We start from the raw sequence: 25,842 nt of genomic DNA on the forward strand, positions 1-25,842 counted from the left end.
GGCCGTGTTCGCTAGTGTTCGGACGGTGAGACTGCTCAAGCCCCTGGAGACCGGTTGGGAGCGCGCCCTGGCGCCGCAGGACGAGGCGCTGGCCGCCGTCGGGCAGGCGGTGGAGGCCCGGCGCGCGGCCGGGGAGCACGTCCTGCCCGAGCGCGAGAACATCCTGCGCGCGTTCCGCCAGCCCTTCGACGACGTGCGCGTGCTGATCCTGGGCCAGGACCCCTACCCGACGCCGGGCCACCCGATCGGGCTGAGCTTCGCGGTCGAGCGCCACGTCCGCCCGCTGCCGCGGTCGCTGGCCAACATCTACCGCGAGCTCTCTGACGACCTCGGCATCCCGCCGGCCGAGCACGGGGACCTCAGCGCGTGGGCGGAGCAGGGCGTGCTGCTGCTGAACCGGGTGCTCACGGTCGCCGCGGGCGAGCCGGCCAGCCACCGCGGCCTGGGCTGGGAGGGGATCACGGAAGCCGCCGTGGCCGCCCTGGCCGCCCGGCCGGCGCCCCTCGTGGCCATCCTCTGGGGCGCCGACGCCCGGCGGATGGCCCCGCTGCTGCGGCGGCACCACTCCCCGGAGCGGCCGCTGGGCATCATCGAGTCGCCGCACCCCTCCCCGCTCTCGGCCCACCGCGGCTTCTTCGGCTCGCGCCCCTTCAGCCGGGCGAACGAGATGCTCGTGGAGTGGGGCGCGGAGCCGGTCGACTGGCGCGTGGAGCGCCCGGCCTGACCGCGGACCGGTCGGCGGGGCCGCACGGGACCGGCCCGGCGTCAGCGCCGGCCGATCCGGCGGCGCTCGTTGGCCTGCAGCGCGGTGGTGAACGGCCGGGCGATGGTGTCCCCCAGGACCACGCCGGCGGCGATCGCCATGATGATCGCCGAGGCGTTGAACAGCCCCACGATGCCCGCCTCCATGGCGCCGGCGTCCATGGCGATCACGTACATGGCGCGGAAGATGGTCAGGCCGGGCAGCAGGAACAGGATGGCCGGGACGGCCACCACGAGCTGCGGGGCGCCCAGCCGCAGGGCCACGTACCGCCCCAGCGCGCCGATCACGACGGCGGCGATCGCCGGGGTGAGCCGGGGCCCGGCCCCGAGGGCCTGGGCGCCCGCGTAGGCGAGGAAGCCGGCCAGGGAGACCAGCGCGGTGGGCAGCAGCAGGCGCCATTCGGACTGCTCGAACACCGAGTCCCACAGGGCCGCGGCGAACACGAGCGCCGCCATCACCCACATCGGGTAGCTGGCCACGCTCTCCGCGGCGAGGTCCAGGTCCGGGACGCCCAGCATGGAGGACAGCACGACGGCGGCGACGATCCCGGCGATCATGGCCGCGTAGACGAGGAACGCCGAGACGAACCGGCCGGCGGCCGTCACGGGGAAGCCGTTGATCGCGTCCTGCACCGCCGAGACGAACCGGCCCGAGGGCAGCAGCATCATCAGCCCGCCGGCCACCACGAGGGACGGGGCCAGGGGCACGTCCAGGCCCCACAGCACCAGGGCGATCACGGTGGCCAGGAAGCCGCCGGCCATGGTGGAGAAGAACTCCGGGATCCGCGCGCGGCCCATCAGGTCGACCACGTTGATCACCAGCAGGGTGGACACCAGCGCGAGCGCGGCGCCGACCACGCTGCCGCCGATGAAGAGCACGAAGGTGGAGGCGAACAGGCCGGCCGCGAACGTGGCCATCCAGCGCGGGAAGGGCTTGGGCCGGTGCCGGATGTCCGCGAGCTGCTGCTGGGCCTCGTCCCGGTCGACCTCGCCGGAGGCGATCGCGGACACCAGCCGGTGCAGGTGCGCCAGCCCGGCGTAGTTCTGGGACCAGGACCGGACCACGCGGTGCAGGGTGTAGGGCACCTTGCCCGCGGGGGCGTAGTTCAGCGAGATCGACTGGTTGGTGATGTCCACCTCGGTCTCGTGCACGCCGAAGGCCTGCGTGACCACGATGATCGAGGTCTCCACCTCCAGCGCGCCGGCGCCGAAGCGGAACATGGTCTCCCCCAGCTTCAGGGCGAAGTCCAGGGTGGCCCGCTCGTCCGCGTCCGCCAGGCGCGTGGTGCGCAGGTAGGGATTGGCGTACGGGCTGCCGGCGATCCGGTCGACCATGGAGATCGACTGGGTCGGCAGCGGCTCCGAGTACATGATCCGCCGGAAGGCCGATCCGCCCGCGAAGCGCAGCCGCGGGCGGCGGGAGGCGGGCGCGGCGGACGGCACCACCGGCGTCTCGCCCGTGGCCGGCTCGGAGGGCGCCAGCACGGACTGCGGCACCGGCTCCGAGCTCGGGGGCTCGGTGATCGGCGTGTCCGCCACGGGCCCGACGCCGGCCCCGTCCGCGGGCGCGGCGGCTCCGGCCGGTCCGGCCACCGGCGGGGCGATCGGACCCGTGGGACCGCCGGGCGCGGCGACCGGTGCGGTGGGCGCGGACGCGGCGGTCCCGGGGTGCGGGACCGCCGGGGCCGGCCGGGCCCCGGCGGGGGCGAGGCCGGCGGCCTCGGCGGCCGGGCCCAGCGGGAAGTCGGTGATGGAGCTCGTGGCGGTCGCGGTGTCCTCGGCCGGGCCCAGCGGGTGGTGCTCGCCGCCCCCGGGGTCCGCGGCGCCGGGTCCCGCCCCCGCGCCGGGCGCGGCACCGGGTCCGGCGGCCCGCGCGGCGGGGCGGATGATGGGGATCTGCGACAGCTCCACGGGCGGTTCCTGGGCGGCCCGTCGTCCCGGCCCCGTCCGGCTCTCCTCCTGCACCGCCGCTTCCTCCTGCCCGTCCTGCCCGTGCTTCCGTCCTGTGACCGGCCCGCGCCGTCCGCCCCGCGTCGTCCGGGCCGGTGCCGTCTCGTCCCGGCCAGGCCCGGCCGCCGTCGGGTGGCCGCCGGGCGGCCCCGCGGGCGGGCAGCCGCCGGCCGGCCCCACCGCCCACTGTACTGGCCCGTTAACGACTGAAGGGCCCGGTCCGGGCCCTTCAGGTGTGCGTGGATCTTACTGGACTCGAACCAGCGACCTCTCGCGTGTGAAGCGAACGCTCTAACCAACTGAGCTAAAGATCCAATCGTTGCCCGCGTCCCTGGCGGGTCGCTGACAGCTATGAAAGCCTAGCAGACTCCTCGCCGATCCCGAAAACGAACTCCTCGGCCACGTACCGGGCGATCGCCATCGCCGAGGTGGCGGCCGGGGACGGGGCGTTGCGCAGGACCGTCACGGGCCCCAGCCGGTCCACCGCGAAGTCGTCCACGAGGGCCCCGTCCCGCGCCCACGCCTGCGCCCGCACCCCCGCGGTGGCCCGGGCGGCCAGGTCCGCCGGCCGCAGTTCCGGGATGAACCGCCGGGCCTGGGCGACGTAGGCCCGCTTGGCCACCGAGCCGACGATCTCGTGCACGCCCATGCGCCAGTGCTGCCGGGCCAGCGGCAGCGCGCCGGGCCAGCGCAGGGACCCGAGCGTGTCCCGCACGGAGACGTCCCGCCAGCGGTAGCCCTCCCGCGCGAGGGCGGGCACCGCGTTGGGACCCACGTGGACGTCGTCGTACACCCCGCGGGTGAAGTGCACCCCCAGGAAGGGGAACCGGGGGTCCGGCACGGGGTAGACCATCCCGCGCACCAGGTCGGCCCGCTCCGGGGCGAGGGACCAGTACTCCCCGCGGAAGGGCAGGATCCGGGGCGAGGGGTCGGCCCCCACCATGCGCGCCACCACGTCGGACTGCAGCCCGGCGCACACCACGAGGCGGTCGACCACGTGCTCGGAGACCGGGGTGACGACCCGGGCGCGCCCGCCCTCGAGGCGGATGTCCGTCACCTCGTGGCCCATCAGCACGCTGCCCCCGCCGGCGCGCACGTCCTGCGCCATGGCCTCCGTGATGGCCGCGTAGTCCACCACCGCCGTGTGGGGTGAGTGCAGGGCGGCGACGCCGGCCACGTGCGGCTCGATCTCCCGCAGCCGGGCCGGGTCCTCGATGCGCTCCAGCCCCGGCACCCCGTTCAGCCGCGAGCGCCGCTCGATCTCGGCCAGCGCCCCGCGCTCGGCGTCCGTCACGGCCACCACGAGCTTGCCCACCTCCCGGTAGGGCAGTCCCCTGGCCCGGCAGTAGTCGCGGGTGGCCTCCCGGCCCTCGACGCACAGCCGGGCCTTGAGGGAGCCCTCCGGGTAGTACAGCCCGGCGTGCACCACCCCGGAGTTGTGCCCCGTCTGGTGCGCGGCGAGCCGGCGCTCCTTCTCCAGGACGGTCACCTGCCCCCGCTGCCGCCGCACGAGGTGGCGGGCCAGGGCGATCCCCAGGATGCCCCCGCCGATGATGCCGATGTGCTCGGTCCCGCCGGGCCGGTTCCGGGCGGCCGCGGCCGGTGCCTGCCGTGTCATGGGTCCCGTCCCTTCACGAGCGCGATGGCCCCGAGTGTACGGGAACGCCCGCCCTAGCATGGGGGGATGGACTCCTCGACGCGGCTGGGCGCGCATCCGGCCTTCCGGACCGGTGCCTCCGTGTCCGTGGCCACCGGGCTGTACGGCATCTCCTTCGGCGCCCTGTCGGTGGCCGCGGGCCTCGACCTCTGGCAGACGGTGGCGCTGAGCGCCCTCATGTTCACCGGCGGGTCCCAGTTCGCCTTCATCGGGGTGCTGGCCGGCGGGGGCGGCGGCGCCGCGGCGACGGGGGCCGCGAGCCTGCTGGGCATCCGCAACGCGGTGTACGGGATGCAGGTCAACGCGATGCTGCGCCCCGGCCCGGCCCTCAAGCCGCTGGCCGCCCAGGTGACGATCGACGAGTCCGCCGCCACCTCCATGGCCCAGCCCGATCCGTACGGACGCCGCGTGGGGTTCTGGACCGCCGGCGTCGGGGTGTGGGTCCTGTGGGTGGCCTTCACGGTGCTGGGCGCCGTGGCCGGGGACCTGCTCGGCGACCCGAGGACGTGGGGGCTCGACGGCGCGGCGGCGGCCGCGATGCTCGGCCTGCTCTGGCCCCGGCTGAGCTCCGGGGACGCCTGGGCCCTGGCGGTCGTGGCCGCGCTGGTCACCACCGTCACCCTGCCGGTGCTGCCCTCGGGGATCCCGATCCTCGTGGCGGCCGCCGTCGCCGGGGTGTGGGGCTGGGCCGGCGCCCGCCGCCCCGGGTCCCGGGAGGCCGCGGCATGAGCGCGTGGGGCTGGGTGCTGCTGGCCAGCGCCATCGCCTTCGGCACCAAGCTCGTGGGCTACCTCGTGCCCGGCAGCGTGCTGGACGACCCGCGCATGGTGCGCACCGCCAACGCCGTGACGATCGGCCTGCTGGCCGCGCTCGTGGTGATGAACACGGCCGCCGCCGGCCAGGGCCTCGTCCTGGACGCCCGGCTGGGCGCCCTCGTGGCCGCCGCGGTCGCGCTCGTGCTGCGGGCGCCGTTCCTGGCGGTCGTGGTCACGGGGGCCGTGGCCGCGGCGGGCCTGCGGCTGCTCGGCCTCCCCTAGGCCGGCCGTCCCCGCACCGGTCCGGACGCCGTGATCAGCCGGACCGGAGCGAGCTGATCCAGGCGGACTTCAGCCCCGCCCTGGAGCGGAACTGGTTCCCGGTGATCCGTGACGTCGTACCGTCCGAGGCCGTGGCCGTCACGTACCTCGCCGCCTCGGAGCGGTCCACGGTGAACGTCACGGACCGGACGTTCGGCAGCCCGAAGACCCGCGCCATCGTCGCCTGGCTGAGCGTGGCCGTCCACACCCGGTTCGGGTTGTACGCCGCGTCGGACACGCTGTACGGGTCCGGCCGCCCGGTCAGCCAGGGCACCGGGCTACCCCACACGTCCTCGGCCCAGCGCGTATGGCCGCCACTGGAGGAGTAGTACGTGGCATCGGCCACGGAGCCGTTGTACCAGAGGCCGAGCGTGCTGGCGGGCACCCCGGAGCCGTTGCGGGACAGGGTGGAGTCCACGGCGGCCTTCCAGCGGTCACCCCACCGTCCGTCGCCCTCGCTCTCCTTGGCCCAGCCGGTGAACTTCTGCGAACGCACCTCGTCCCAGACGTGGCATCCGCACTCGGCCTTCAGCGAGCCCATGTTGGCCATCGCATAGGCCCGACCGGCCACGGCCTGGGCCTGCAGTGCCGCTTGGGGCCACGAGGAGGGCACCTCGGCCAGGCCATAGAGGTACTCGTCGGCCATCCGCAGCTCCGTGACCACGTTCAGGCGTCCGCCCACGACCGTGACCACGAGTCGGCCGTGCCGCAGGTCGAGGGGTGCACCCGCACCGTCGGCGCCCGGTACGCGGACCGTGGTGGCCGGCCCGGCCCAGGAACGCGTCCCGGTCCACTCCAGGACCAAGGAGGCCTGGCGTCGCCGGGTCCCGTCGGGCATGGTCACCACCACCGCACCCCGGTCCTCGGCCAGGCGCACGGGACCGGCGGTGGCCAGGAGGTCCGCGCCGGCCCGCACCCGGACCTGCCCCTGGCCCTCGATGCCCGTGGGCGTGATCGTGGTGGCCTCGGCGGACAGCACGTGGACCTTGATCTCGTCCGCCGCCCGCGACGTGGACCACGTCGCCTTCGCCGGGCTGTAGTAGTAGTCCAGGATCTGCGCCGCCGACTTCCCCCCGGCGGCCAGCGCGCGGGCCCCGAACTGGCTCATCCCCACGCCGTGGCCCGAGCCCGAGCCCGTCACCGTGAAGGATGCCGGCACCACGGAGATGTCGAACCCCAGTTCACCGGCGACCGTCCGGAGCAGCTGGGCCGCCTCGCCACGGGCGATCGGCCGCGACGGGCGGAAGGTGCCGTCACGGTAGCCGTACGAGGCGTTGATGGACTTCAGCCAGGAGATCGCCGGGTGGTAGGCCGACTGCGGGGACACGTCGGGGAAGGACTCCTCCGAGGGAGCCTCGTAATCGGGGTCTGCGACGCCGAAGAGGATCTTCGCCAACTCGCCGCGCGTGATGGACCGGGACGGCTTGAACGTCCCGTCGGCGTAGCCCGAGACGATCTGCTCCTCCACCATCCACGCGATGGGCGCGTATGACCAGGATCGCGTGTCCGTGACGTCGGGGAACCCCGTCGAGTCCGGCGGCGTGAAGTCCGGATCGATCAAGCGGTACAGGAACGCGGAGGCCTCGGCGCGGGTCAACTCGTCCGCGACCCCGAAGGTGCCGTCGCCACGACCCGTGGTGATACCCGACCGGACCATCCACGTGACGGGCTCGAAGTAGGTCGATCCCGGAGGCACGTCCGAGAAGGTGTCGCTCGTGGCCGCGGCCGCGGCCGCGGCTGCGCCCGCCCCGGGGTCCTCGAGGACGGCACCCTGCGGGCCGGCTTGCTCCGCGGCCGGGGGAGCCGCCGTCGCCGGCGCCATGACACCGCCGAGGGCGACCGACGACAGGAGGGACAGGACGGCCGGAAGGGTCACCAGCACACGGTTGCGGTGGATGGTGTGGCGCGTGGGGTTCATGCAGTCTCTCCACGGGGTGCGACGACGGGGAGGTGGGCGGCGCCCGCCTCCCATCATGCGCTCCCCCATGCCCTGCCGGCGGCGCAGTGGCCGCCGACACGCCGCGTCGACGGCCTTGTCAGGCCCGCATGGGGCCTCATCCCCCGGCGTCCCCGGGGGCCGGCACGTGCCGGCGTCCGGAGGGGACGGCCGACTGGCCCGCGTCGCCTCTGGACCGGACGGGCCCCGGTGCGCCGTGGACCATGGAGCCCCCTACCGGATTCGAACCGGTGACCTGCTGTTTACAAGGCAGCTGCTCTGGCCAGCTGAGCTAAGGAGGCGAGGAGGGCCGGCCCCACGCGCTCCACGGCGCTCGGGAACCGGCCCTCCAAGGGTAGCGGATCGGCCCGTGGCGGGCCGCCGCCGCAGGCGGGTCAGGCGGTCAGGACGTCTTCTCCATGACGGACGTCGCCCAGTCGGTGAAGGACTGGCCCTGCTCGGCGGCGCTGGCCCAGTTCTCGCCGTTCACCCACACGGTCGGGGTGCCCACCACGCCGGCGGCACGGGCCTGGGCGCCCGTGTACTTCACGTACGGGCGGTAGGTGTTGCCGTCCACGCAGCCGTCGATGTCCGCGCCGAGGCCGGAGGCCATGGACTTGAGCTCATCGTCGTCCATCCCCTCGCCGGTGTAGCCGGCGAAGATCTCGGCCACGAAGGCGTTGTAGTCCTCCGGGGACTCCTCGGCCACGCACAGGGCGGCGTTGGCCGCGCGGGAGGAGTAGTTGCCGGTGGCCGGGTTGTCCAGGAAGTCCAGCAGCCGGTACTCCACCGTGGCCTTGCCGGAGTCCAGCCACTCGTTGATCTGCTCGCCGTTCTCCGCCTCGAACTGGGCGCAGTGCACGCAGTTGGCGTCCGCGTAGATGATGACCTGGGCCGGATCGCCCGCGCCGCGTTCCTCCGCGCCCGGCACGGAGGTGGGCTGCTCGCCCGTGGACTCCGGGACCTCCACGGTGCTGGCGTCCACCTGCTGGCCGCCGAAGTCGCTGGAGGCCAGCTCGGTCGTGGAGGTCATGACCACGCCGCCGTGCTCGTTGCCGACGCTGGGCGCCGGGCCGGCGTCGGGGATGGACCGGGAGGAGTTCATGAAGATGACGCCCACCACCACGGCGACCACCACCACGACGCCGAGGACCACGCCCCAGCGGACCATGAGCGACCGGCGCTTCTCCTGGCGCCGCTGCTCCTCCTGCATCTGCCGGGCCTTCTCGCGAGCTCCCTGCTGTCGTTCTGCCTTGGTCTGCCTGCTGTTGGTCGCCATCGTCCTGCCTGTCGGTGGGCTGCGGTCTGGGTCGTCGCCCACGGCCGGAACGTCCCTGATTCCTCGCCCGGGGCCGAGGGCCAGCCTACCGGCCCCGGCTGGGAGGACGGTGGCCGGGAGACCGGGGTTCACGGTCCCGCCACGGCCCGGCCACCCGACCGCCCCCCGCCGGACGATAGGCTCGTCAGGGGCCTCCGGTCCGTCCGGGGCCCGCCCCGCCCGCGCCGTGCGCGGGCCAGCGGAGGAGGACGAGGAGGTCCGTCGTGAGCAACATCATGGACAGCGGCATTCCCACCGGCACCATGCCGCGCGTGGACAGGGAGTCCGGGGAGTCGCCCGCACCCGGGGAGTACGACTTCGTGGTGGTCTCCAACCGCCTGGCCGTCGACCGGGTGGTGGACGAGCAGGGCCGGGCGCACTGGCGCCGCTCCCCCGGCGGGCTGGTGACCGCCCTGGCGCCCATCATGGCCCGCGAGGAGGGGGCGTGGATCGGCTGGAACGGCGCGCCCACCGCCGCGGCCGCCATCGACGGCGCCGAGGGCGAGGACGAGGACGAGGGCGCGGAGGAGCGCTGGGAGCCCTTCGACCACGAGGGCATGCACCTCGTGCCGGTCCCGTTGTCCGCGCGGGAGATCCGGGAGTACTACGAGGGCTTCTCGAACGCCACCCTGTGGCCGCTATACCACGACGTCATCGCCCCGCCGGAGTTCCACCGGCAGTGGTGGGAGGCCTACCAGGCCGTGAACGCGCGCTTCGCCCGGGCCGCGGCCGCGACGGCCGCGCACGGGGGCACCGTGTGGGTGCAGGACTACCAGCTCCAGCTGGTGCCCCGGATGCTGCGCCGGCTGCGCCCGGACCTGCGCATCGGCTACTTCCACCACATCCCCTTCGCGCCCGTGGAGATCTTCGCCCAGCTGCCGTGGCGCAAGCCGGTGCTCGAGGGCCTGCTCGGGGCGGACCTGGTGGGCTTCCAGCGCGCCTCGGACGCCGCCAACTTCCAGCGCGCCGTGCGACGCATCGTGGGCGGGACGTTCCGTTCCGGGGACCTCGTCGTCCCCGCGCCCGACGGCGGCTCGCGCACCGTGCGCGCCGAGGCCTTCCCCATCTCGATCGAGACCGAGACCATCACCGCCCTGGCCCGGGACCCCGAGATCCAGGCCCGGGCCCGGCAGATCCGCGAGGACCTCGGCAATCCCGAGACGATCCTGCTCGGCGTGGACCGGCTGGACTACACCAAGGGGATCCGCCACCGGATCAAGGCCTACGCGGAGCTGCTCCAGGACGGCCGGCTCACCGTGGACCGCGCCTGTCTCGTCCAGGTGGCCAGCCCCTCCCGCGAGAACGTGGAGTCCTACCGGGAGCTGCGCGACGAAATCGAGCTGTCCGTGGGCCGCGTCAACGGCACGTTCGACACGATGGGCCACACCGCCATCCGCTACCTGCACCACGCCTATCCCGTGGAGGAGATGGTCGCGCTCTACCTGGCCGCGGACGTCATGCTGGTGACCGCCCTGCGGGACGGCATGAACCTCGTGGCCAAGGAGTACGTGGCGGTCCGCGGCGGCTGGGGCGGGGTGCTGGTGCTCTCCGAGTTCGCCGGCGCCGCGGACCAGCTGCGCAAGGCCCTGCTGGTCAACCCGCACGACATCGACGGGCTGAAGGACGCCATCATGGAGGCCATCGAGATGGACCCCCGCGAGGCCGGCAAGCGGATGCGGGCGATGCACCGCCAGGTCCTGGCCAACGACGTGGGCAAGTGGTCCCGCGACTTCCTCGACCGGCTCGGGGGCGGCACGCGGCCCGGGGGCCCGGAGTCGGCCCACACCGCCCACATGGACACCGACGACGACCGCGAGCGCCGCGACCACGAGCACGCCGAGGCGCTCGCCTCCGGGGCTTCCGGGGCCTCCGAGGCCGCGGACGCCGGATCCGCGGCGGGGTCCACCGCCACCGGGGCGGGCCGATGACGGAGGCGCCGCGTCCCCCCGCCGGGCCCCGTCCCGCGCCGGTCCCGGCGGCCGCTCCCGGGCCGGACGCCGGAACCGGCCTGTCACCCGAGCTCGAGCGGGCGCTGCGCGCCCTCGCCGCCCGCGACCCCCTGCTGGTGGCCCTGGACTTCGACGGCGTCGTCTCCGAGCTCGTGGACCGCGCCGAGGACGCCCGCCCCGTGCCGGCCAACGCGGCGGCCCTGGCCGAGCTGGCCGGACGCGAGGGCGTGCACACCGCCCTCGTCTCCGGGCGGGCCCTGGACTCGCTCGTGCGGGTGGCCTCCCCGCCGGAGGCGACCCTGCTGATCGGCTCCCACGGGGCCGAGCGCCGGTTGGGCCCGGACGCCCCGCCACTGGAACTGGACGCGGCCCAGCGCCGGGCGCTGGCCGCCGTCGGAGCCGTCCTGGAGGAGGTCGCGGCGCGGTACCCGGACTCGTGGGTGGAGCACAAGCCCGCCGGGCGGGTGCTCCAGGTGCGCCTCGCCGCCGATGCGGGGGCCAAGCGGCGGGCGGTGGCCGAGGCGGAGGCCGCCCTGGCCGGGATGGAGGGCATCCACGTGGGCCACGGCAAGGACGTGCTCGAGGTGTCCGTGGTGCGCGCGGACAAGGGGCAGGGGCTGGACCTGCTGCGCGAGGCCACGGGCGCCAAGGCCGTGCTGTTCGCCGGGGACGACGTGACCGACGAGCACGCCTTCGCACGGCTGGACCCGGACCGGGACGTGGGCATCAAGGTGGGCGAGGGCCCGACGGCGGCGCGGTTCCGGATCGACGGGCCCGCCGAGCTGGCCGCGGTGCTCGAGGCGGTGGCCCGATGGCGTCCGTGACGCTCGAGGCGGTCACGGTCCGCTACCCGGCCGCCGCGCGGCCCGCGCTGGACGCCGTGGACCTGCACGCGGCGGACGGCCAGCTCGTGGTGGTCGCCGGGCCCGTGCGCAGCGGCAAGTCCACGCTGCTGCGCGTGGTGGCCGGGCAGGAGGAGCCGGCGGAGGGACGCGTGCTGATGGGCGGCGTGGACGTCACCGGCGTGCCCGCCCGGGACCGGGGCGCGGTCATGGTGTTCCAAAACTACGCCCTCTACCCGCACATGAGCGTGGGGGACAACATGAGCTTCGCCCTGCGGGTGGCCGGGGTGCCGGAGCACGAGCGGGCCGAGCGGGTGCGGGAGGCCGCCCAGCTGCTGGACCTCGAGGACCGGCTGGAGCACTCCCCCGAGGACCTCACCGGCCCGCAGCGCCAGCAGGTGGCCCTGGCCCGGGCGGTGGTGCGCCGGCCGGCCGTGCTGCTCATGGACGACCCGCTGGCCACCCTGCCCCCCGGGCTGAAGGACCACACGGCCGGGCTGCTGCGGACGCTCGCCCACGGCCTCGGGGTCACCACGCTGCACGCCACGACGGACCCGGGGCCGCTGGCCGCGGCGGCCGACCGCGTGCTGTGGCTGGACTCCGGGCGCCTGCTGGAGGACACTGCGGTCACGGGACCGCTCGTCCCCTGAGCGCCCGGGGCGCCGGCCCCACGAGACACTGGACCGACCGACACGCAGGACGGAGGCGCCGTGGCCGCCCGCTCGGGACTGGACATCACCACATCGGTGGCCTCGGCCATCGGCACGACCGAGCTGTTGGCCCTGCCGTGGGACCTGCCCCTCGAGGACTGGCCGACGGAGACCCTGGCCGCCCTGCCCCGCGGCATCTCGCGGCACGTGGTGCGCTTCGCCCACCTGGCGGGGGCCGTGGTGGCGGTCAAGGAGACCACGGAGGCCAACGCACGGCGCGAGTACCAGCTGCTGCGCCGGCTGGAGCGCCGGGGGCTGCCGTGCGTGGAGCCGGTGGCCGTGGTCGGCGGCCGCACCACCGCGGACGGCGGGCCGTTGCCCACCGTGCTGGTCACCCGGCACCTGCGGTTCTCCCTGCCCTACCGGGCGGTGTTCTCGCGCAGCCTGCACCGGGACACGGTCACGCGGCTCATCGACGCCCTGGCCCTGCTGCTCGTGGAACTGCACCTGGTCGGCTTCTACTGGGGGGACGTGTCCCTGTCCAACACGCTGTTCCGGCGGGACGCGGGTGCCTTCGCCGCCTACCTCGTGGACGCCGAGACCGGGGAGCTGCACCCCTCGCTCTCGACCGGGCAGCGCGAGCACGACCTCGAGATCGCCCGCGTGAACATCGCCGGGGAGCTGATGGACCTGCTCTCCGGCGGCATGGTGGACCCGGACGTGGACCCCGTGCAGACCTCGGAGCAGATCATCCGGGCCTACCGCGGCCTGTGGGAGGAGCTCACGGGCGACATGTCCTTCCGCCCGGAGGAGCGGTGGCGCGTGGAGGAGCGGATCCGCCGGCTCAACGCCCTGGGCTTCGACGTGGAAGAGTACGCGATCCGGGCCACGGCGGACGGCGACGAGCTGGTCCTGCAGCCCAAGGTCGTGGACCCGGGCCACCACCAGCGCCGCCTGCTGGGCCTGACCGGCCTGGACGTCCAGGAGAACCAGGCGCGGCGCCTGCTGCGGGACATCGACCAGTACCGCGAGGACCGGCACCCGGAGCTGGACGAGGAGGAGGCGGCCCACCTGTGGGTGGAGGAGGTGTTCGACTACGTCGCCCGGTCCATCCCCGCGGGGCTGACCGGCAAGCTCGAGCCGGCCGAGGTGATGCACCAGCTGCTCGAGCACCGGTGGTACCTGTCCGAGCGGCAGTCGCGGTCCGTGCCGCTGACCGAGGCCCTGGACGACTACCTGAGGACGGTGCTGCCCGGGCGCCGCGACGAGGACGCGGTGATGCTGCACCCCACCACCACGATGCTGCGCGCGGTGGACCCGGAGTCCGGCACCACCGAGACGGGCAGCTAGCGGGGCAGGTCCCCGGCGAGGCCCCACCGCCCCGGGAGCGCCCCCTGCCGCCGCCGGCCCGGGCCGGGACGCCGGACGGCTCAGTCCCGGCCGAGCAGCACGAACCCGGGCGCGGGGACCGCCGACGGCGCCGCGCCCTCCCCGCCCACGGGGCCGTCGTCGCCGTGGCCGGCGAGCAGCCGGTAGCCGGACAGCTCGGCCGGCACGGGCATCGGCTCCTCGCCGAGGGCGGCGAGCAGCACCACCGCGCCCGGCCCCCGGTCGCCGGCCGCGCCGGCGTCGGGCCCCGCCGCGCCCGTCGGCGCCAGTCCGCGGTCCAGCCGCAGGTGGCGCCGCTCCGCGTCCACGGCGGCCCGCGTGGTGGACCGGTCCGGGTCGGTCAGGGCCGGCAGCCCGGCGCGCAGCCGCGCCAGCGTGCGGTGCAGCTCGAGCAGCCGGGCGTGCATGCCGGTGCCGGCCTCCTCCCAGCGCAGCCGCGAGGCCTCGAGGGTCGCGGGCGACTGCGGGTCGGGCACCTCGTCCTGGTTCCACGCCATCCGGGCGAACTCCCGGCGGCGGCCCTCGGTGACCGCCGTGGCCAGGTCCGGCTCGCGGTGGGCCGTGAAGAACTGCCACGGGGTGGAGGCGCCCCACTCCTCGCCCATGAACAGCATGGGCGTGTACGGCCCGGCCAGCAGCAGCGCGGCGGCGATCGCCAGCCGGCCCTCGCCGAGCGTGGCGGAGAGCCGGTCGCCGGCGGCCCGGTTGCCCACCTGGTCGTGGTTCTGGGTGCACACCACGAGGGCCTCGGCCGGCGTGTGCCGCCCCAGCGGGCGCCCGTGGTGCCGTTCGCGGAAGGACGAGTAGGTGCCGTCGTGGAAGAAGCCGGCGTTGAGCACCTTGCCCAGGGCGTCGAGGGAGGCGAAGTCGGCGTAGTAGCCGTCCGTCTCCCCCGTCAGCGCCACGTGCACGGCGTGGTGGAAGTCGTCCGACCACTGCCCCGTGAGCCCGTAGCCGCCCGCGCCGCCCTCCCCGCGCGGGGAGATCAGCCGCGGGTCGTTGAGGTCGGACTCGGCCACGAGCGTCAGCGGACGGCCCACCCGGGCCGAGAGCGCGTCCACCTCGGCCGCCATCTCCTCGAGCAGGTGCACCGCGCGGGTGTCCAGCAGGGCGTGCACGGCGTCCAGGCGCAGCCCGTCCACGTGGAAGTCCTCGAGCCACATCCGGACGTTGTCCAGGATGTACCGCCGGACCTCGTCCGAGCCCGGGCCGTCCAGGTTCAGCCCGCTGCCCCAGCCCGTGGAGTGCTCCGTGAGGTAGGGCCCGAACCGCGGCAGGTAGTTCCCGGAGGGGCCCAGGTGGTTGTAGACGACGTCCTGCAGGACCGCGAGCCCGGCGGCGTGGCACGCGTCCACGAACCGCTGGTAGGCGGCCGGGCCGCCGTAGGAGGCGTCCACGGCGTACCAGTCCACGCCGTCGTAGCCCCAGTTGTGGGCGCCGCCGAAGGAGTTCACGGGCAGCAGCTCCACGTGGGTGACGCCGATCGAGACCAGGTGGTCCAGCCGCCGCGCGGCGGCGTCCAGGGTGCCCTCGGGCGTGAACGTGCCCACGTGCAGCTCGTAGACGATCGCCCCGCGCAGCGGCCGGCCGGCCCAGTCGCCGTCCTGCCAGGCGTGGACGCCGGGGTCGAACAGGCGCGACGGCCCGTGGACGGTGTCCGGCTGGCACCGCGAGCGCGGATCCGGGAACGGGCCCTCGCCGTCGATCCGGTAGCCGTGGCCGAACCCGGAGAGGGCGGCCCCGCCGGTCCCGGCACCGGTGCCCGCCGGGGTCCCGGCCAGGTCGGCGAGCCGGGCCTCCGCGGCCGGTCCGGGCACCCACCAGCCGTCCTCGGCGCGCTCGAGCGGGACCGGTTCGGCGCCGGCCCAGCGGTCCGCGGCGTCGTGGACGGCACCCGGCTCCCCGGACGTCAGCACGAGGTCCATGGTCCGGGCGTCCGGTGCCCAGACGGCCAGGGGCCGCTCGCGCGGGTGGGTCGCGGTGGTCTCGGGCTCGGTCTCGGTGCTCATCGCAGCGTGTTCCCCTCCTCCGGCACCAGCAGGGCGACCGGGTGTCGTTCGAAGAGCTCGGCCAGCCGGGTGGTGCCGTCCGTGAAGGCCCCGCCGAAGCGGCGGCCGGTGACCAGGTCCACGACGGCCTGGCGGGGCAGCACCACGGCGGTGTCCCCCCAGCCGCCCTCGTCCGCCAGGCCCAGGGGCCAGCGCGTGGCCAGGGTGATGCAGCCGCCGCGGGAGAAGGCCACCACGTGGTCGGCGGCCTCCCCCACCACGTCCAGCTCCTGGTAGCGGTTGAACCACTCGGGGTGCTGCCGCCGGGCGCGCAGCGCCCGGGAGGTGACCAGCAGCTTGAGCCCGGCGGCGTACTCGGCGAGCGCGGCGCCGTCCACCCGGCCCTGCGCCGCCACCGGCCCGGGGGCCTCGGCCGCCGCGGCCTCGAGGGCGTGCGGGAACTCCGGCTCCCAGCCCGCGTCGATCCGCGCCAGCAGGTCCGCCCGCTCGCGGAAGTCCACGGCCCGCCGGTTGTCCGGGTCCACCAGCGTGGGGAACGGGACCTCGGTGCCCTGGTAGACGTCCGGGATGCCGGGCATGGTCAGCTGGATGAGCTTCATGGCCAGCTGGTTGGACACCCCGGCCACGGCGATCCGGTCCGCGACCCGCTGGACGGCCGCGCGCAGCTCCCCGGCGCCGGTGGCGCGCTCGGCCAGGTCGGCGAGCCGGCGCTCGAACGCCTCGTCCGGGGCCGTCCACGTGGTCCGGGTCGCGGCCTCCCGGGCCGCCTTGAGGGCGTAGTCGGCCAGGCGCCCGGTCTCCAGGGCGGTGCCGTCCAGCGGCCAGGCCCCCACCACGGTCTCCCACAGCAGCTTCTCGAAGGGCCCGTCGCCCAGCGGGGCCAGCTCCATGAGTCCGGCCAGGGCCGCCGACCACTCGCCGGGGATCTCCGAGAGCACGTCGATCCGGGCGCGGACGTCCTCGCTGCGCTTGGTGTCGTGCGTGGACAGCGTGGTCATGGTCCGGGGCATGCGGGCCTGCCGGTCGGCCTGGGCGGCGTGGAAGGCGTCCAGGTCCAGGGCGAACGCCGAGGGGTCCCCGCCCACCTCGTTGAGCGAGGCCAGCCGGGTGTACCGGTAGAACGCCGTGTCCTCCACGCCCTTGGCCATGACCATGCCGGAGGTCTGCTGGAAGCGCTCCGCGACCGGGTGGTCCGGGTCCGCCAGCAGCGGCATGAGGGCCTCGAGCACGTCCGTCAGCTCGGGGCGGCGGCGGCGGACCTCCGCCGCGGCGTCGTCCAGGTGCTCCCGGCCGGTGGGCAGGTAGGAGCGGTAGACGGGGAAGCAGGCCAGCAGCTCGGCCAGGGCGTCCTGGACCCGGTGGTCGCCGTGGTCCTCGCCGTCGGCCCCCGCGCCGTCGGCCCCCTCGCCGGGGACGATCCCCGGCACGAGCCGGGCCAGCCGCTCCACCTCGGAGCGCAGCATCCCGTCCGCCACCGCCCGCTTGGTGCCGTGGATCATCTCCGCCCACACCACCTCGGCGTCCGGGTCCGCCCAGTCCCCGAGCCGGGCGGCCACCGCGTCCAGCTCCGCGGCCCCGGCCGGGTCGACGAGGACGCGGTCCACCTCGCCCAGGGCGTCGTAGCCGGTGGTGCCGTCCACGGCCCACGCCGCGGGCATCCGCTCGCCGGGCTCGAGGATCTTCTCCCCGAGCAGGTAGACCCCGCCCGTGGCCTGGCGCAGGTTCTCGAAGTAGCCGCCCGGGTCGGCCAGCCCGTCCGGGTGGTCCACGCGCAGCCCGTCCACGAGCCCGTCCCTCACCCAGGACAGGATCTCCCGGTGCGTCTCGGAGAACACGCGCGGGATCTCCACCCGGACCCCGGCGAGGGTGTTGACCGCGAAGAACCGGCGGTAGTTCAGCCGCTCGTCGGCCTCCCGCCAGGGCATCAGGCGGTAGTTCTGCAGCGCGTGGGCCGCGCGGGCCACGCGCTCCTCCTCGGGCCGGTCCGCGCCGGCGCCGGAGCCGCCGTCGGGACCGTCCGTGCCGGCCGCCACCGCGGCGCGCGCCGCCTCCTCGGTGCCCGGGGCCAGCGGGTAGACGTTCTCGTAGTAGTGCAGCTCCCCGTCCACCACGCGCAGCCGCGACAGCTCCGCCTCGGGGTCCTCGGGGGTGCCGTCGCCGAGCACCGGCAGCCAGATGCGGCTGTCCCCGGCGGCCCAGTCGATGTCGAAGGCCATCGCGTACTTCGAGGCCCGCCCGTGCTTGAGCACGTCCCACCACCACGCGTTGTCCTTCGGGGTGGCGACGCCCACGTGGTTCGGGACGATGTCCGCCAGGATGCCGCCGCCGGCCTCGTGCACGGCCTCGGCCAGCTCGCGCAGCCCGGCCTCTCCCCCGCGGGCGTCGTCCACGTGGGTGGGGTCCACCACGTCGTAGCCGTGCGTGGAGCCCTCCTCGGCGCCGAGCATCGGGGACAGGTACACCCAGTCCACGCCGAGGTCCCGCAGGTAGGGCAGCACCGACCGGGCGTCCTCCAGCGTGAAGTCGGCGGTGAGCTGCAGGCGGTACGTGGAGGCGGGGACTCTCTGGGGACTGGTCACGCTGTGCACGCTAGCAAAGTGCGGGACCGGCCGCCCGGCACCGGCCTAGCCGGCGGGAGAGGACAGGTCCCGGCTGATGCGGGGCTCGCCCGAGGGCTCGAAGACGATCGTCACGTCCCGGTGCACGGTGCCGTCCGGCATGGTGAGGTCGGCGACCAGCGCGTTGCCCTGCCAGCGCTCCTGCTGCACGGACTGCACGCCGTACTTCTCCTGGACGTTGCGGGTGATGCGCTCGTTGGCCTGGGCCGAGCCGAAGGCGGCGTAGCTCAGGGCCACCGCGCCGATCACGAGCACGCCGGCCCCGGCGACGACCTCGCGCAGGGAGTCGCGCAGGCGGTCCGGGCCGGCGTAGCGCGCGTCCTGGTCGTCGAAGTGCCTCTGGTACCGGCGGCGGCGCCACAGGCCGTGGGCGATGACCGCCGCGCCGGCCACGACCAGCAGGATGCCGGTCCACTGGGCCACGAGCGGTGTCTGCAGGTCGATCGGTGCGTACATGTCCCCATTGTCCCCCGGCCGCCGGGGCCGGCCGTCCCGGCACGGCGCCGGGGACGTCATCGGGGGGGTGCCCGGCGGGCGGCGCTCAGGGAAGGGACTCGCCGCGGGCGGCGGTCCAGATCCGGTACCACTGACCGGCGTCCATCCGTTCCGCGACCCCGTCGGCCCCCGCGCTGGCGGCGATGCGGCCGGGCCGGGTGGACCCGACCACGGGCCGCACGCCCCACGGCAGGCGCAGCAGCCAGGCCAGCACCACCGCCTCGGGCGCCACGCCGAGCTCCCCGGCCACGCGGCCCACCTCGGCGGCCGCGGCGGCGTCGGCCGGCTCGGGGTGCGGGCGGGTGTACCGCCCCTGCCCGAGGGCTCCCCACGCCTGGATGGCGATCCCCCGCTCGGCGCAGAACTCGGCGATGCCCTCGGTGTCCGCGGACGCCGGCGCACCGGGGTGGTTGGCGAGGACGACCGACTCGATCAGCGTCCGGGCGTGCAGGCCCAGTTCGAGCTGCACGCACGCCAGCCCCTGCGCGCCGCCGGTGGCCTCCCGCAGGGCGTCGTCGAAGCGGCGCACCCAGGCCAGGCCCATGTTGGAGACCCCCAGGGACCCGACGGCGCCCGCGGACTGCAGCGCCAGGAAGGCCCCGACCGTCTCGGCCGGGTCCGTGAGCACGTCGGGACGGTGGATCACGAGGGTGTCCACGTGGTCCGTGCCGAGCCGGCGCAGGGAGCCGGCCACCGCCGAGCGCACGTGCGCCGCGGAGGAGTCGTACCGCGTGGACCCGGCGCCGTGGGCTCGGTCGTACAGGGGCGAGCCCCCGAGCAGGATCCCGCACTTGGTCTGGATCCGGATCCGCTCCCGCAGCCCCGGGTCCGCCGCCAGCAGCCGGCCCAGCGTCTCCTCGGACCGGCCGTGGGCGTAGATGTCCGCCGTGTCCAGGACGGTGATGCCCGCACCCAGGGCGGCCTCCAGGGCCTCGCGCGCGGCGTCCTCCGCCGCGCGCCACGCCGCCTCGTCCAGCGGACCGGTGCCCCAGCCGCCGCCCCAGCCCATGCAGCCCAGGATGGTCCGGGGCGCGCCGGGCGCGGGGGTCGTCTCGGTCGCCTGGGTGGTGCTCACGCCGGTGCTCATGCCCCCATGATGCCGGACGGCACGGTCGGCCACCGGACCGGCCGCGCGCCGCGCTCGGGTGCCTCCCGGGCCCGCAACGGCAGCGTGAGCGTCCGGGCTGCTACCGCAGCACGGTGTAGCCGCGCGTGCCGGCCATGTCGGCCAGCCGGTAGGTGTCCACCCAGAACGGCCGGGTCCACGGGTCGTCCACCAGCACGGTGTTGTCGTTGGCGTTGTACCCGACGATCGGCATGTGGTGGCGCAGGGTGAACCGGCCCCCGGTCTTGGCCCGGTGCAGCGGGGCCTGCTCGTCCGGCGTCGCGGCGATGTTGACCACCGCCGGTACGCCCGACCGGATGGAGCGACGGACGTCGTCGCGGAAGGCGATGCGCTGGGCGTAGGTGGCGTCCGCCCCGGGGATGGTCTTGACGGTGTAGCGCACGGCGGTGGGCGCGTTGTAGTCCAGCACGCGGGCCACCTGGTGCAGCCAGGTCCCCTCCCGGTCCGTCTGCGCCTGGTCCGCCATGGCACCCTGGGTGACGTCCACGCCGTACCCGGACATGACGATCTTGATCGAGGCCGGACCGCACCAGTACCCGTTCGGCTGTGCCGCCCAGTCTGTGTCGACGATGACGACGCCGCGCCGTGGCGTGTCCGGGGCGGACACCGTCCCCCGGCGTGCCAGGGACGACTTGGCGGCGCCCGCCTCGAAGTCCCGCATCAGGTAGCCGCCGTGCACCCAGCCCCGGACCGCGCCGACCGTGATCTCCCGCCACGTGACACCGCTGACGGACTGGCTGCGACCGGTGATGACGACCTTGGTGTTGCGGGGCAGGGCGGCGATGCGGCGGTGACCGACGCCGGGACCCGTGCGCACGTTGAGCCCGTCGTCGGAGATCACCACGTACCGGTAGGCGAGCGGCACGGCGGGTGCCGGTGCTGGCTCCGGGGCGGGCGCCGGCTTCGGCCGCGTGGCCGGCGGGGCCGGCGTGCCACGGAGGAGCGACTCCACGCCGTAGAGGAGCTTGGCGGTCTCGCCCCGGGTGATGTTGCGAGCCGGGCGGTAGGTGCCGTCGGCATAGCCGGAGACGATCCGGCGCTCCGCCAGCCAGGAGATGTCCCGGTAGCCGGAGGCGGAGGCCGGGACGTCGGAGAAGATGGGCTTGGCGGGGGCCACATACCCCGCCTCACCCGCGAACCGGAAGAGGTAGGCGGCCAGTTCCCCCCGCGAGATCGGGCGCGTGGGGCGGAACGTGCCGTCCGCGTAGCCATGGACGATCTTCTCCTCGTGCAGCCAGGAGATGGCCGTGAAGGCCTCGTCCCCGCCCTGCGGGTCGACGTCCTCGAAATCGCGGTCCGTGCCCGGGCGGTGCGTCTCCCCCGACAGGCGGTAGAGGAGCAGTGCCGCCTCCCCGCGGGTGATGTCCCGCTTCACCCCGAAGGTGTGGTCACGGTAGCCGGCCGCCAGGCCGGCGCACGCCATCCACGTGACATGGGTGTAGAAGGTGCTGCCCGGGGCGACGTCCAGGAAGTCCTGGAGGCAGGGACCGAGGTGCTCGCCCGTGGCGTCGGTCCCGCCCTCGGCCGCGTCCGTGCCGCCCGTCCCGGGGTCCTTCCCTGCCCCGGCCAGGGCGTCGAGCACGCGCTCGTCCAGGACGGGCAGCCCCGGGTCGAACTCGGTGGACTGGTCCAGGGGGGTCAGCTCGTCGGTGTCGGCGTGGGCCGGCGCGGCCACGGCCGCGGCGGGGGCCAGCAGGCCCAGGGCGAGTGCGGTCGCGAGGATCCGCGGGCGCCGGCGGCGCAGGGCAGGGTGCTGTCGTGACACGGTGGTCGTCCTTCGGAGGCGGAGTGATGGCCGGGCGACCCGTCTTCCCTCGTCCCCCGACGCGCGCAGGATATCCCATCCGGTCTTGACGTGGGAGCATGCGCGGCTCCGCATCGCCGGGCCGCCCCGCGGGCGGCCCCGCCGGGCACCGTCGGCCGCGGCCGCGCGCCGTCCTCGCACCGTGCCCGCGTCACCCCTGCCCCCTCCGGCTGCCTCCCGCGCGCCCGGTGTGGTGGGATAGCCCCATGAAGCTAGCCACCTTCCGACTGCCCGGATCCGACCCGGAGACCCCGGGTGCCACCTTCGCCGCGATCGTCACCGCCGACGACGGCTCCCGCGCCACCAGCGCGGTCGAGCTGGAGGGCGTGATCGACGTCGGGGACTTCCTCTCCCTGCCGGCACAGGACCGCACCGAGCTGGTGGAGTCCACGCTCACCGCGGCCGAGGAGGACCCCACGCGCGTGCTGGACGCGACCCAGCTGGAGCCGGCCACGGTCGTCCCGTTCCCCACCAAGGTGTTCTGCATCGGCCTGAACTACCGCAACCACATCCTCGAGACCGGTCTCGAGCTGCCGGAGTACCCGGCGATCTTCACCAAGTTCGCCCAGACGCTCACCGGGGCCACCGACCCGATCGAGGTGCCCGCCGAGGACCACCGGCTCGACTGGGAGGGCGAGCTGTGCATCGTCATCGGCGAGCCGGGCCGGCGGATCCCCGAGGACGAGGCGGCCGCGCACATCGCCGGGTACGCGGTGTCCAACGACGTGTCCGTGCGCGGGTACCAGGGCCGGACGACCGAGTGGACGCAGGGCAAGATCTGGGAGGAGACCACCCCCGTGGGACCCTGGCTCGTCACCCCGGACGAGTTCGCCGAGGGCGCCCGGATCACCACGCGCGTCAACGGGGAGGTCATGCAGGAGGACTCGACCGCGGACCTCGTGTTCGGCCCCGAGAAGCTGGTGTCCTACATCTCGGACATGGTCACGCTGCTGCCCGGGGACCTGATCCTCACCGGGACCCCGGCCGGGGTGGCCCTGGCCCGCAAGGACGAGAACGGCCGCCGCCCGTGGCTGCGGGCCGGGGACGTGCTGGAGACCTCGATCGAGGGCCTGGGCGCCCAGCGGAACGAGATCCGGTGACGGCGGCCGGCACCGCGGGGCCCGGCGGGTCCGGGTTCACCACGTGCGACCTCTACGACGCCGACGAGTCCCTGCAGTCCTGTTCCGTGCCGTTCCAGGACCTCGGCGGGCGGGTCCGGTTCACGGGGCCGGTCCGGACGATCCGATGCCACCGGGACAACGGCCTGGTCAAGCGGGTGCTGAACTCCCCCGGTGAGGGCGCCGTCCTCGTGGTGGACGGGCGGGGCTCGCTCGAGTCCGCGCTGATGGGGGACCTGATCGCCGCCGCCGCGGTGGAGAACGGCTGGGCCGGCGTGGTGGTCCACGGCGCCATCCGGGACCGGGCCGTGGTCGCCACCCTGGACCTGGGCGTCAAGGCCCTGGGCTCCAATCCGCGCAAGTCCGCGAAGGACGGCGCCGGCGAGGTGGACGTGCCGGTGGAGTTCGGCGGCGCGGTCTTCACGCCCGGGGCCACCCTGTGGGCGGACGAGGACGGCATCCTCGTGACGCCCGCCGGCTGAGCGGGAGCGGGCCGTGCTCAACATCCTCGGCGCGGGGCGGGCCGGCACCGCCCTGGCCCGGGCGGCGCAGGCCGCGGGCGTGCCCACGCGCATCGCGGCCAGCCGGCCTCCCGGCGCGCTGCGCCTGCACCTGGCCCAGTACGCCCCGCGGGCCACGGCGGTCCCCGCGGAGTGCATCGCCGCCGACGACGCCCGGACCGCCCCGGGCTTACCGCCCCTCGTGGTGCTCATGGTCCCGCAGGAGGAGCTGGACGCCGTGGACCCGGCGTGGCTCCGGGGCGCCGTGGTGGTGGACGCGACGAACCGCTGGGACGAGGAGCCGCTCGCGGACTGGTTCCGGGCCTCCCTCGAGGCCGGACTCTCCAGTTCCGAGGCCGTGGCGGCGCGCCTGCCCGGGGCCACGGTCGTCAAGGCACTGAACCACGTCAGCCACTGGGACCTGGACACCGCGGGCCGGAGCGGCGCCGCGGACCGGCGAGCGCTCGGCGTGGCCGGGGACGACGCCGGCGCCGTCCGGCGGGTCGCCGACCTCACCGCCCGTCTCGGCTTCGAGCCGGTCGTGCTGCCGTCCCTCGCCGCCGGCCGGGCCCTGGAGCCCGGCGGCCCCGTGTTCAACCAGCCGCTGTCCGCCCCCGCCCTGCGCCGGGCCCTCGGCCTCGCCGGCTCCTGAGCGACGGGCAGTGGGCGGCGGACCCTGGGCGGGAGCCCCGGGTGGCGGAGTTGCGGTGGCGCGCGCCCCGACCCCCCTCCCCCGCACCCGGCCGCGGGAGTACGGTGAGGCCATGCCCCTGCCCCGCCGGCCGTCCGGGGGTGCCCCGCGGGCCGGCGCCGGACCGGCGCGGGCCGTCCTGCTCCCGGCCGGGAATGTTCCCCCGCACAGATTGGTTCAAATTTTTATGAGCACCACGGAGCGCGCGGAGCGCCAGGACCCGCTGTCCTTCTACCTCGACAAGTCCGGGCCTGCGGCCTGGAAGGCCGTCGGCGGGCTGTCCACGGCCGCCAAGGAGGCCGCGCGCGCCGCCGGGCTGGACGACCAGCTCGTCGAGCTGGTCAACCTCCGCGTCTCCCAGATCAACGGCTGCGCCTACTGCCTGCACGTGCACACGCGCAGGGCGATCGAGGTGGGCCTGGACGACCAGCGCCGCGGGCTCGTGGCCGCCTGGGAGGACGCGGACGTCTACTCGGAGCAGGAGAAGGCGGCCCTGGCCCTGGCCGAGGTGGTCACCACCCTGCCGGGGACCGAGGACCGGGACGCCACCCAGATGCTCTCCCACGCGGTGCTCACCGACGAGCAGTACTCCGCGGTGCAGTGGCTGGCCATCACCATGAACGTCACCAACCGCATCTCCATCCTGTCCCACCACCCGGTGCGCCGAGCCCCGCAGGCGCCGGGACTCTGATCCGGAGGACCGCCATGAGCAACACCGAGACCCACCCCGAGGAACGCGTCTGCGAGGGCGGCCCGGCCGGTGGCGGCCCCCGGTTCACGCAGGGCCTGTCCGACGGCGTCAGCGCGGTCCCCGCGTCCGCCGGCCCGGTCGAGCTGCTCGAGCCGAGGCCGGTCCCCCTCGGCGGGCCGCGGGCCATGACCGTGAAGCGCACCCTGCCCCAGCGCGCCCGCTCGCTCATCGGGGCGTGGTGCTTCCTGGACTTCTACGGCCCGGACGACGTCTCCGCCACCGGCGGCATGCAGGTCCCCCGGCACCCGCACACGGGGCTGGCCACGGTGTCCTGGCTGTTCACCGGACGCGTGGACCACGTGGACTCCGCCGGCAACTGGGCCACCGTGCGACCGGGCGAGGTGAACCTCATGAACGCCGGGGCCGGCATCACGCACTCGGAGTTCTCCACCGCGGACACCACCGTCCTGCACGGCGCCCAGCTCTGGTACGCCCTCCCCGAGCACGCGCGGTTCACCCCGCCCTCGCTGGACTCCCACCGGCCCGAGCCGGTGACCGGGGAGGGGTACACCGCGCGCGTGTTCCTGGGATCGCTGCTGGGGTACACCTCCCCCGTGCACACGCACCTGCCGCTCACCGGCGCGGAGCTGCTGCTGGAGCCGGGCGCCGTCGTGGAGATCGACGTGCCCGCCGGGCACGAGCACGGACTGCTGCGCGTGGCCGGGGACGTGGCCCTGGACGGGGTCGCCCTCCCCGAGGACCATCTCGGCTTCGTCGGCACCGGCCGGGAGCGGATCACCGTGTCCGCGGGCACCGAGCCGGTGACGGCCCTGCTGATCGGCGGCGAGCCCCTGGGCGAGCAGATCATCATGTGGTGGAACTTCGTGGGCCGGTCCCACGAGGAGATCGTCGCCTGGCGCGCCGCCTACCAGGAGGAGATGGGCTTCGAGGCCCCCGGCCAGGGCTCCCCGCTGGCGGGCGAGGCGGCCTCCCCCGCCCAGCCCGACGGCGTCGCCGCCCTGGGTGCCCCGGTGTCCGGCGGTCTCCTGGACCGGTTGCGCGGGGCCCGCTACGACGACGGACGGCCCTTCCCGCAGTTCGGGGACTTCCCGCCGGCCCAGCCCGCGCCCATCCCCGCCCCGGCGCTGCCGACCACGCGCATGAGGCCCCGGGCGAACCCACCGTCGAGGTGACCGGACCCTCCGGCCACCGGCGGGCGGCACACGAGGGTCCACCGAGCACGTAGCACCGACGAGCACCG

21 protein-coding genes and 2 tRNA genes are annotated in these 25,842 nt (G+C 75.1%); 12 read left to right on the forward strand and 11 right to left on the reverse strand.

The genetic code is table 11. The features are described 5' to 3' along the window. Positions 1 to 25 precede the first annotated feature (25 nt). Positions 26 to 724 carry a uracil-DNA glycosylase gene (locus E7744_RS12000; RefSeq protein WP_137774315.1) on the forward strand — a complete coding sequence of 233 codons (699 nt, stop codon included), beginning with the start codon at positions 26 to 28 and terminating at the stop codon, positions 722 to 724. A gap of 41 nt (positions 725 to 765) precedes the next feature. Here the strand turns inward: E7744_RS12000 and E7744_RS12005 are convergent, their stop codons facing one another. From E7744_RS12005 to lhgO, 3 genes are all read right to left on the reverse strand, one after another. Beyond that, positions 766 to 2,673, reverse strand: coding sequence for a threonine/serine exporter ThrE family protein (locus E7744_RS12005; RefSeq protein WP_137774316.1), 1,908 nt, complete (start codon positions 2,671 to 2,673; stop codon positions 766 to 768). Positions 2,674 to 2,952: 279 nt separating this feature from the next. After that, positions 2,953 to 3,026, reverse strand: a tRNA-Val gene (locus E7744_RS12010). Positions 3,027 to 3,061: 35 nt separating this feature from the next. Next, positions 3,062 to 4,330, reverse strand: coding sequence for an L-2-hydroxyglutarate oxidase (gene lhgO, locus E7744_RS12015; RefSeq protein WP_137774317.1), 1,269 nt, complete (start codon positions 4,328 to 4,330; stop codon positions 3,062 to 3,064). Positions 4,331 to 4,396: 66 nt separating this feature from the next. On the opposite strand from lhgO, the gene E7744_RS12020 reads away from it, so the two are divergent. Both E7744_RS12020 and E7744_RS12025 read left to right on the forward strand, forming a co-directional pair. Then, complete coding sequence (locus tag E7744_RS12020) at positions 4,397 to 5,098, forward strand: AzlC family ABC transporter permease (protein WP_137774318.1); 702 nt, start codon at positions 4,397 to 4,399, stop codon at positions 5,096 to 5,098. Continuing rightward, positions 5,095 to 5,406: an AzlD domain-containing protein gene (locus tag E7744_RS12025; protein ID WP_137774319.1), complete on the forward strand. Its 312-nt coding sequence runs from the start codon at positions 5,095 to 5,097 to the stop codon at positions 5,404 to 5,406. Before E7744_RS12020 ends, E7744_RS12025 begins: the two co-directional genes overlap by 4 nt. Positions 5,407 to 5,440: 34 nt before the next feature. On the opposite strand, the gene E7744_RS12030 is transcribed toward E7744_RS12025, so the two are convergent. From E7744_RS12030 to E7744_RS12040, 3 genes are all read right to left on the reverse strand, one after another. Further along, positions 5,441 to 7,363 carry an S-layer homology domain-containing protein gene (locus E7744_RS12030; protein ID WP_168199816.1) on the reverse strand — a complete coding sequence of 641 codons (1,923 nt, stop codon included), beginning with the start codon at positions 7,361 to 7,363 and terminating at the stop codon, positions 5,441 to 5,443. A gap of 243 nt (positions 7,364 to 7,606) precedes the next feature. Further along, positions 7,607 to 7,683, reverse strand: a tRNA-Thr gene (locus tag E7744_RS12035). 101 nt (positions 7,684 to 7,784) lie between these two features. After that, positions 7,785 to 8,660 carry a thioredoxin domain-containing protein gene (locus E7744_RS12040; protein WP_137774321.1) on the reverse strand — a complete coding sequence of 292 codons (876 nt, stop codon included), beginning with the start codon at positions 8,658 to 8,660 and terminating at the stop codon, positions 7,785 to 7,787. Between the two features lie 302 nt (positions 8,661 to 8,962). On the opposite strand from E7744_RS12040, the gene E7744_RS12045 reads away from it, so the two are divergent. From E7744_RS12045 to E7744_RS12060, 4 genes are read left to right on the forward strand one after another with little or no spacing between them, the layout of a single operon-like run. Continuing rightward, a complete protein-coding gene (locus E7744_RS12045) occupies positions 8,963 to 10,627 on the forward strand; it encodes a trehalose-6-phosphate synthase (RefSeq protein ID WP_210417225.1) in 1,665 nt (554 codons plus the stop codon). Then, on the forward strand, positions 10,624 to 11,472 hold the full coding sequence (otsB, locus tag E7744_RS12050) for a trehalose-phosphatase (protein WP_137774322.1): 849 nt from the start codon (positions 10,624 to 10,626) through the stop codon (positions 11,470 to 11,472). The genes E7744_RS12045 and otsB overlap by 4 nt, the downstream gene beginning before the upstream one ends. Beyond that, the gene (locus tag E7744_RS12055; RefSeq protein ID WP_137774323.1) at positions 11,460 to 12,140 is read left to right on the forward strand and encodes an ABC transporter ATP-binding protein; all 681 of its coding nucleotides are present in this window, start codon (positions 11,460 to 11,462) and stop codon (positions 12,138 to 12,140) included. Before otsB ends, E7744_RS12055 begins: the two co-directional genes overlap by 13 nt. Positions 12,141 to 12,200: 60 nt before the next feature. Next, positions 12,201 to 13,490 carry a DUF4032 domain-containing protein gene (locus tag E7744_RS12060; RefSeq protein ID WP_137774324.1) on the forward strand — a complete coding sequence of 430 codons (1,290 nt, stop codon included), beginning with the start codon at positions 12,201 to 12,203 and terminating at the stop codon, positions 13,488 to 13,490. Between the two features lie 80 nt (positions 13,491 to 13,570). Here E7744_RS12060 and treZ read toward each other — a convergent pair whose 3' ends face one another. The 5 genes from treZ to E7744_RS12085 all read right to left on the reverse strand — a co-directional run bounded on the left by treZ (position 13,571) and on the right by E7744_RS12085 (position 21,542). After that, entirely contained in the window at positions 13,571 to 15,538 is a 1,968-nt protein-coding gene (gene treZ / locus E7744_RS12065; RefSeq protein WP_137774325.1) for a malto-oligosyltrehalose trehalohydrolase, read from the reverse strand. Next, entirely contained in the window at positions 15,535 to 18,126 is a 2,592-nt protein-coding gene (gene treY / locus E7744_RS12070; RefSeq protein ID WP_137774326.1) for a malto-oligosyltrehalose synthase, read from the reverse strand. Before treY ends, treZ begins: the two co-directional genes overlap by 4 nt. Before the next feature lie 36 nt (positions 18,127 to 18,162). Further along, positions 18,163 to 18,612 (reverse strand): hypothetical protein, encoded by a 450-nt coding sequence (locus E7744_RS12075; RefSeq protein WP_137774327.1) that lies wholly within the window; start codon positions 18,610 to 18,612, stop codon positions 18,163 to 18,165. 85 nt (positions 18,613 to 18,697) lie between these two features. Further along, entirely contained in the window at positions 18,698 to 19,738 is a 1,041-nt protein-coding gene (locus tag E7744_RS12080) for an aldo/keto reductase (RefSeq protein ID WP_137774328.1), read from the reverse strand. A gap of 100 nt (positions 19,739 to 19,838) precedes the next feature. Further along, positions 19,839 to 21,542, reverse strand: coding sequence for an S-layer homology domain-containing protein (locus E7744_RS12085; RefSeq protein ID WP_168199817.1), 1,704 nt, complete (start codon positions 21,540 to 21,542; stop codon positions 19,839 to 19,841). 245 nt (positions 21,543 to 21,787) lie between these two features. Between E7744_RS12085 and E7744_RS12090 the strand changes: the two genes are divergently transcribed. The 5 genes from E7744_RS12090 (at position 21,788) to E7744_RS12110 (ending at position 25,774) form a co-directional block, all read left to right on the forward strand. Next, positions 21,788 to 22,681 carry a fumarylacetoacetate hydrolase family protein gene (locus tag E7744_RS12090; protein ID WP_137774330.1) on the forward strand — a complete coding sequence of 298 codons (894 nt, stop codon included), beginning with the start codon at positions 21,788 to 21,790 and terminating at the stop codon, positions 22,679 to 22,681. Further along, a complete protein-coding gene (gene rraA / locus E7744_RS12095; RefSeq protein ID WP_137774331.1) occupies positions 22,678 to 23,181 on the forward strand; it encodes a ribonuclease E activity regulator RraA in 504 nt (167 codons plus the stop codon). Before E7744_RS12090 ends, rraA begins: the two co-directional genes overlap by 4 nt. Before the next feature lie 13 nt (positions 23,182 to 23,194). Then, the gene (locus tag E7744_RS12100; protein WP_137774332.1) at positions 23,195 to 23,851 is read left to right on the forward strand and encodes an NADPH-dependent F420 reductase; all 657 of its coding nucleotides are present in this window, start codon (positions 23,195 to 23,197) and stop codon (positions 23,849 to 23,851) included. A gap of 226 nt (positions 23,852 to 24,077) precedes the next feature. Beyond that, positions 24,078 to 24,581 carry a carboxymuconolactone decarboxylase family protein gene (locus E7744_RS12105; RefSeq protein WP_137774333.1) on the forward strand — a complete coding sequence of 168 codons (504 nt, stop codon included), beginning with the start codon at positions 24,078 to 24,080 and terminating at the stop codon, positions 24,579 to 24,581. 14 nt (positions 24,582 to 24,595) lie between these two features. Then, positions 24,596 to 25,774, forward strand: coding sequence for a pirin family protein (locus E7744_RS12110; protein ID WP_137774334.1), 1,179 nt, complete (start codon positions 24,596 to 24,598; stop codon positions 25,772 to 25,774). Positions 25,775 to 25,842: the final 68 nt, after the last annotated feature.

Origin of the sequence: Citricoccus sp. SGAir0253, from assembly GCF_005877055.1 — a bacterium.
Taxonomy (GTDB): domain Bacteria; phylum Actinomycetota; class Actinomycetes; order Actinomycetales; family Micrococcaceae; genus Citricoccus.

Excerpts from the sequence above, each read along its gene's own strand:
- lhgO (WP_137774317.1), bottom strand. The coding sequence starts at position 4,330 with ATGACACGGCAGGCACCGGCCGCGGCCGCCCGGAACCGGCCCGGCGGG.
- E7744_RS12020 (WP_137774318.1), top strand. The coding sequence starts at position 4,397 with ATGGACTCCTCGACGCGGCTGGGCGCGCATCCGGCCTTCCGGACCGGT.
- E7744_RS12025 (WP_137774319.1), top strand. The coding sequence starts at position 5,095 with ATGAGCGCGTGGGGCTGGGTGCTGCTGGCCAGCGCCATCGCCTTCGGC.
- E7744_RS12030 (WP_168199816.1), bottom strand. The coding sequence starts at position 7,363 with ATGAACCCCACGCGCCACACCATCCACCGCAACCGTGTGCTGGTGACC.
- E7744_RS12040 (WP_137774321.1), bottom strand. The coding sequence starts at position 8,660 with ATGGCGACCAACAGCAGGCAGACCAAGGCAGAACGACAGCAGGGAGCT.
- E7744_RS12045 (WP_210417225.1), top strand. The coding sequence starts at position 8,963 with ATGCCGCGCGTGGACAGGGAGTCCGGGGAGTCGCCCGCACCCGGGGAG.
- otsB (WP_137774322.1), top strand. The coding sequence starts at position 10,624 with ATGACGGAGGCGCCGCGTCCCCCCGCCGGGCCCCGTCCCGCGCCGGTC.
- E7744_RS12055 (WP_137774323.1), top strand. The coding sequence starts at position 11,460 with ATGGCGTCCGTGACGCTCGAGGCGGTCACGGTCCGCTACCCGGCCGCC.
- treZ (WP_137774325.1), bottom strand. The coding sequence starts at position 15,538 with ATGAGCACCGAGACCGAGCCCGAGACCACCGCGACCCACCCGCGCGAG.
- E7744_RS12075 (WP_137774327.1), bottom strand. The coding sequence starts at position 18,612 with ATGTACGCACCGATCGACCTGCAGACACCGCTCGTGGCCCAGTGGACC.
- E7744_RS12080 (WP_137774328.1), bottom strand. The coding sequence starts at position 19,738 with ATGAGCACCGGCGTGAGCACCACCCAGGCGACCGAGACGACCCCCGCG.
- E7744_RS12090 (WP_137774330.1), top strand. The coding sequence starts at position 21,788 with ATGAAGCTAGCCACCTTCCGACTGCCCGGATCCGACCCGGAGACCCCG.
- E7744_RS12105 (WP_137774333.1), top strand. The coding sequence starts at position 24,078 with ATGAGCACCACGGAGCGCGCGGAGCGCCAGGACCCGCTGTCCTTCTAC.
- E7744_RS12110 (WP_137774334.1), top strand. The coding sequence starts at position 24,596 with ATGAGCAACACCGAGACCCACCCCGAGGAACGCGTCTGCGAGGGCGGC.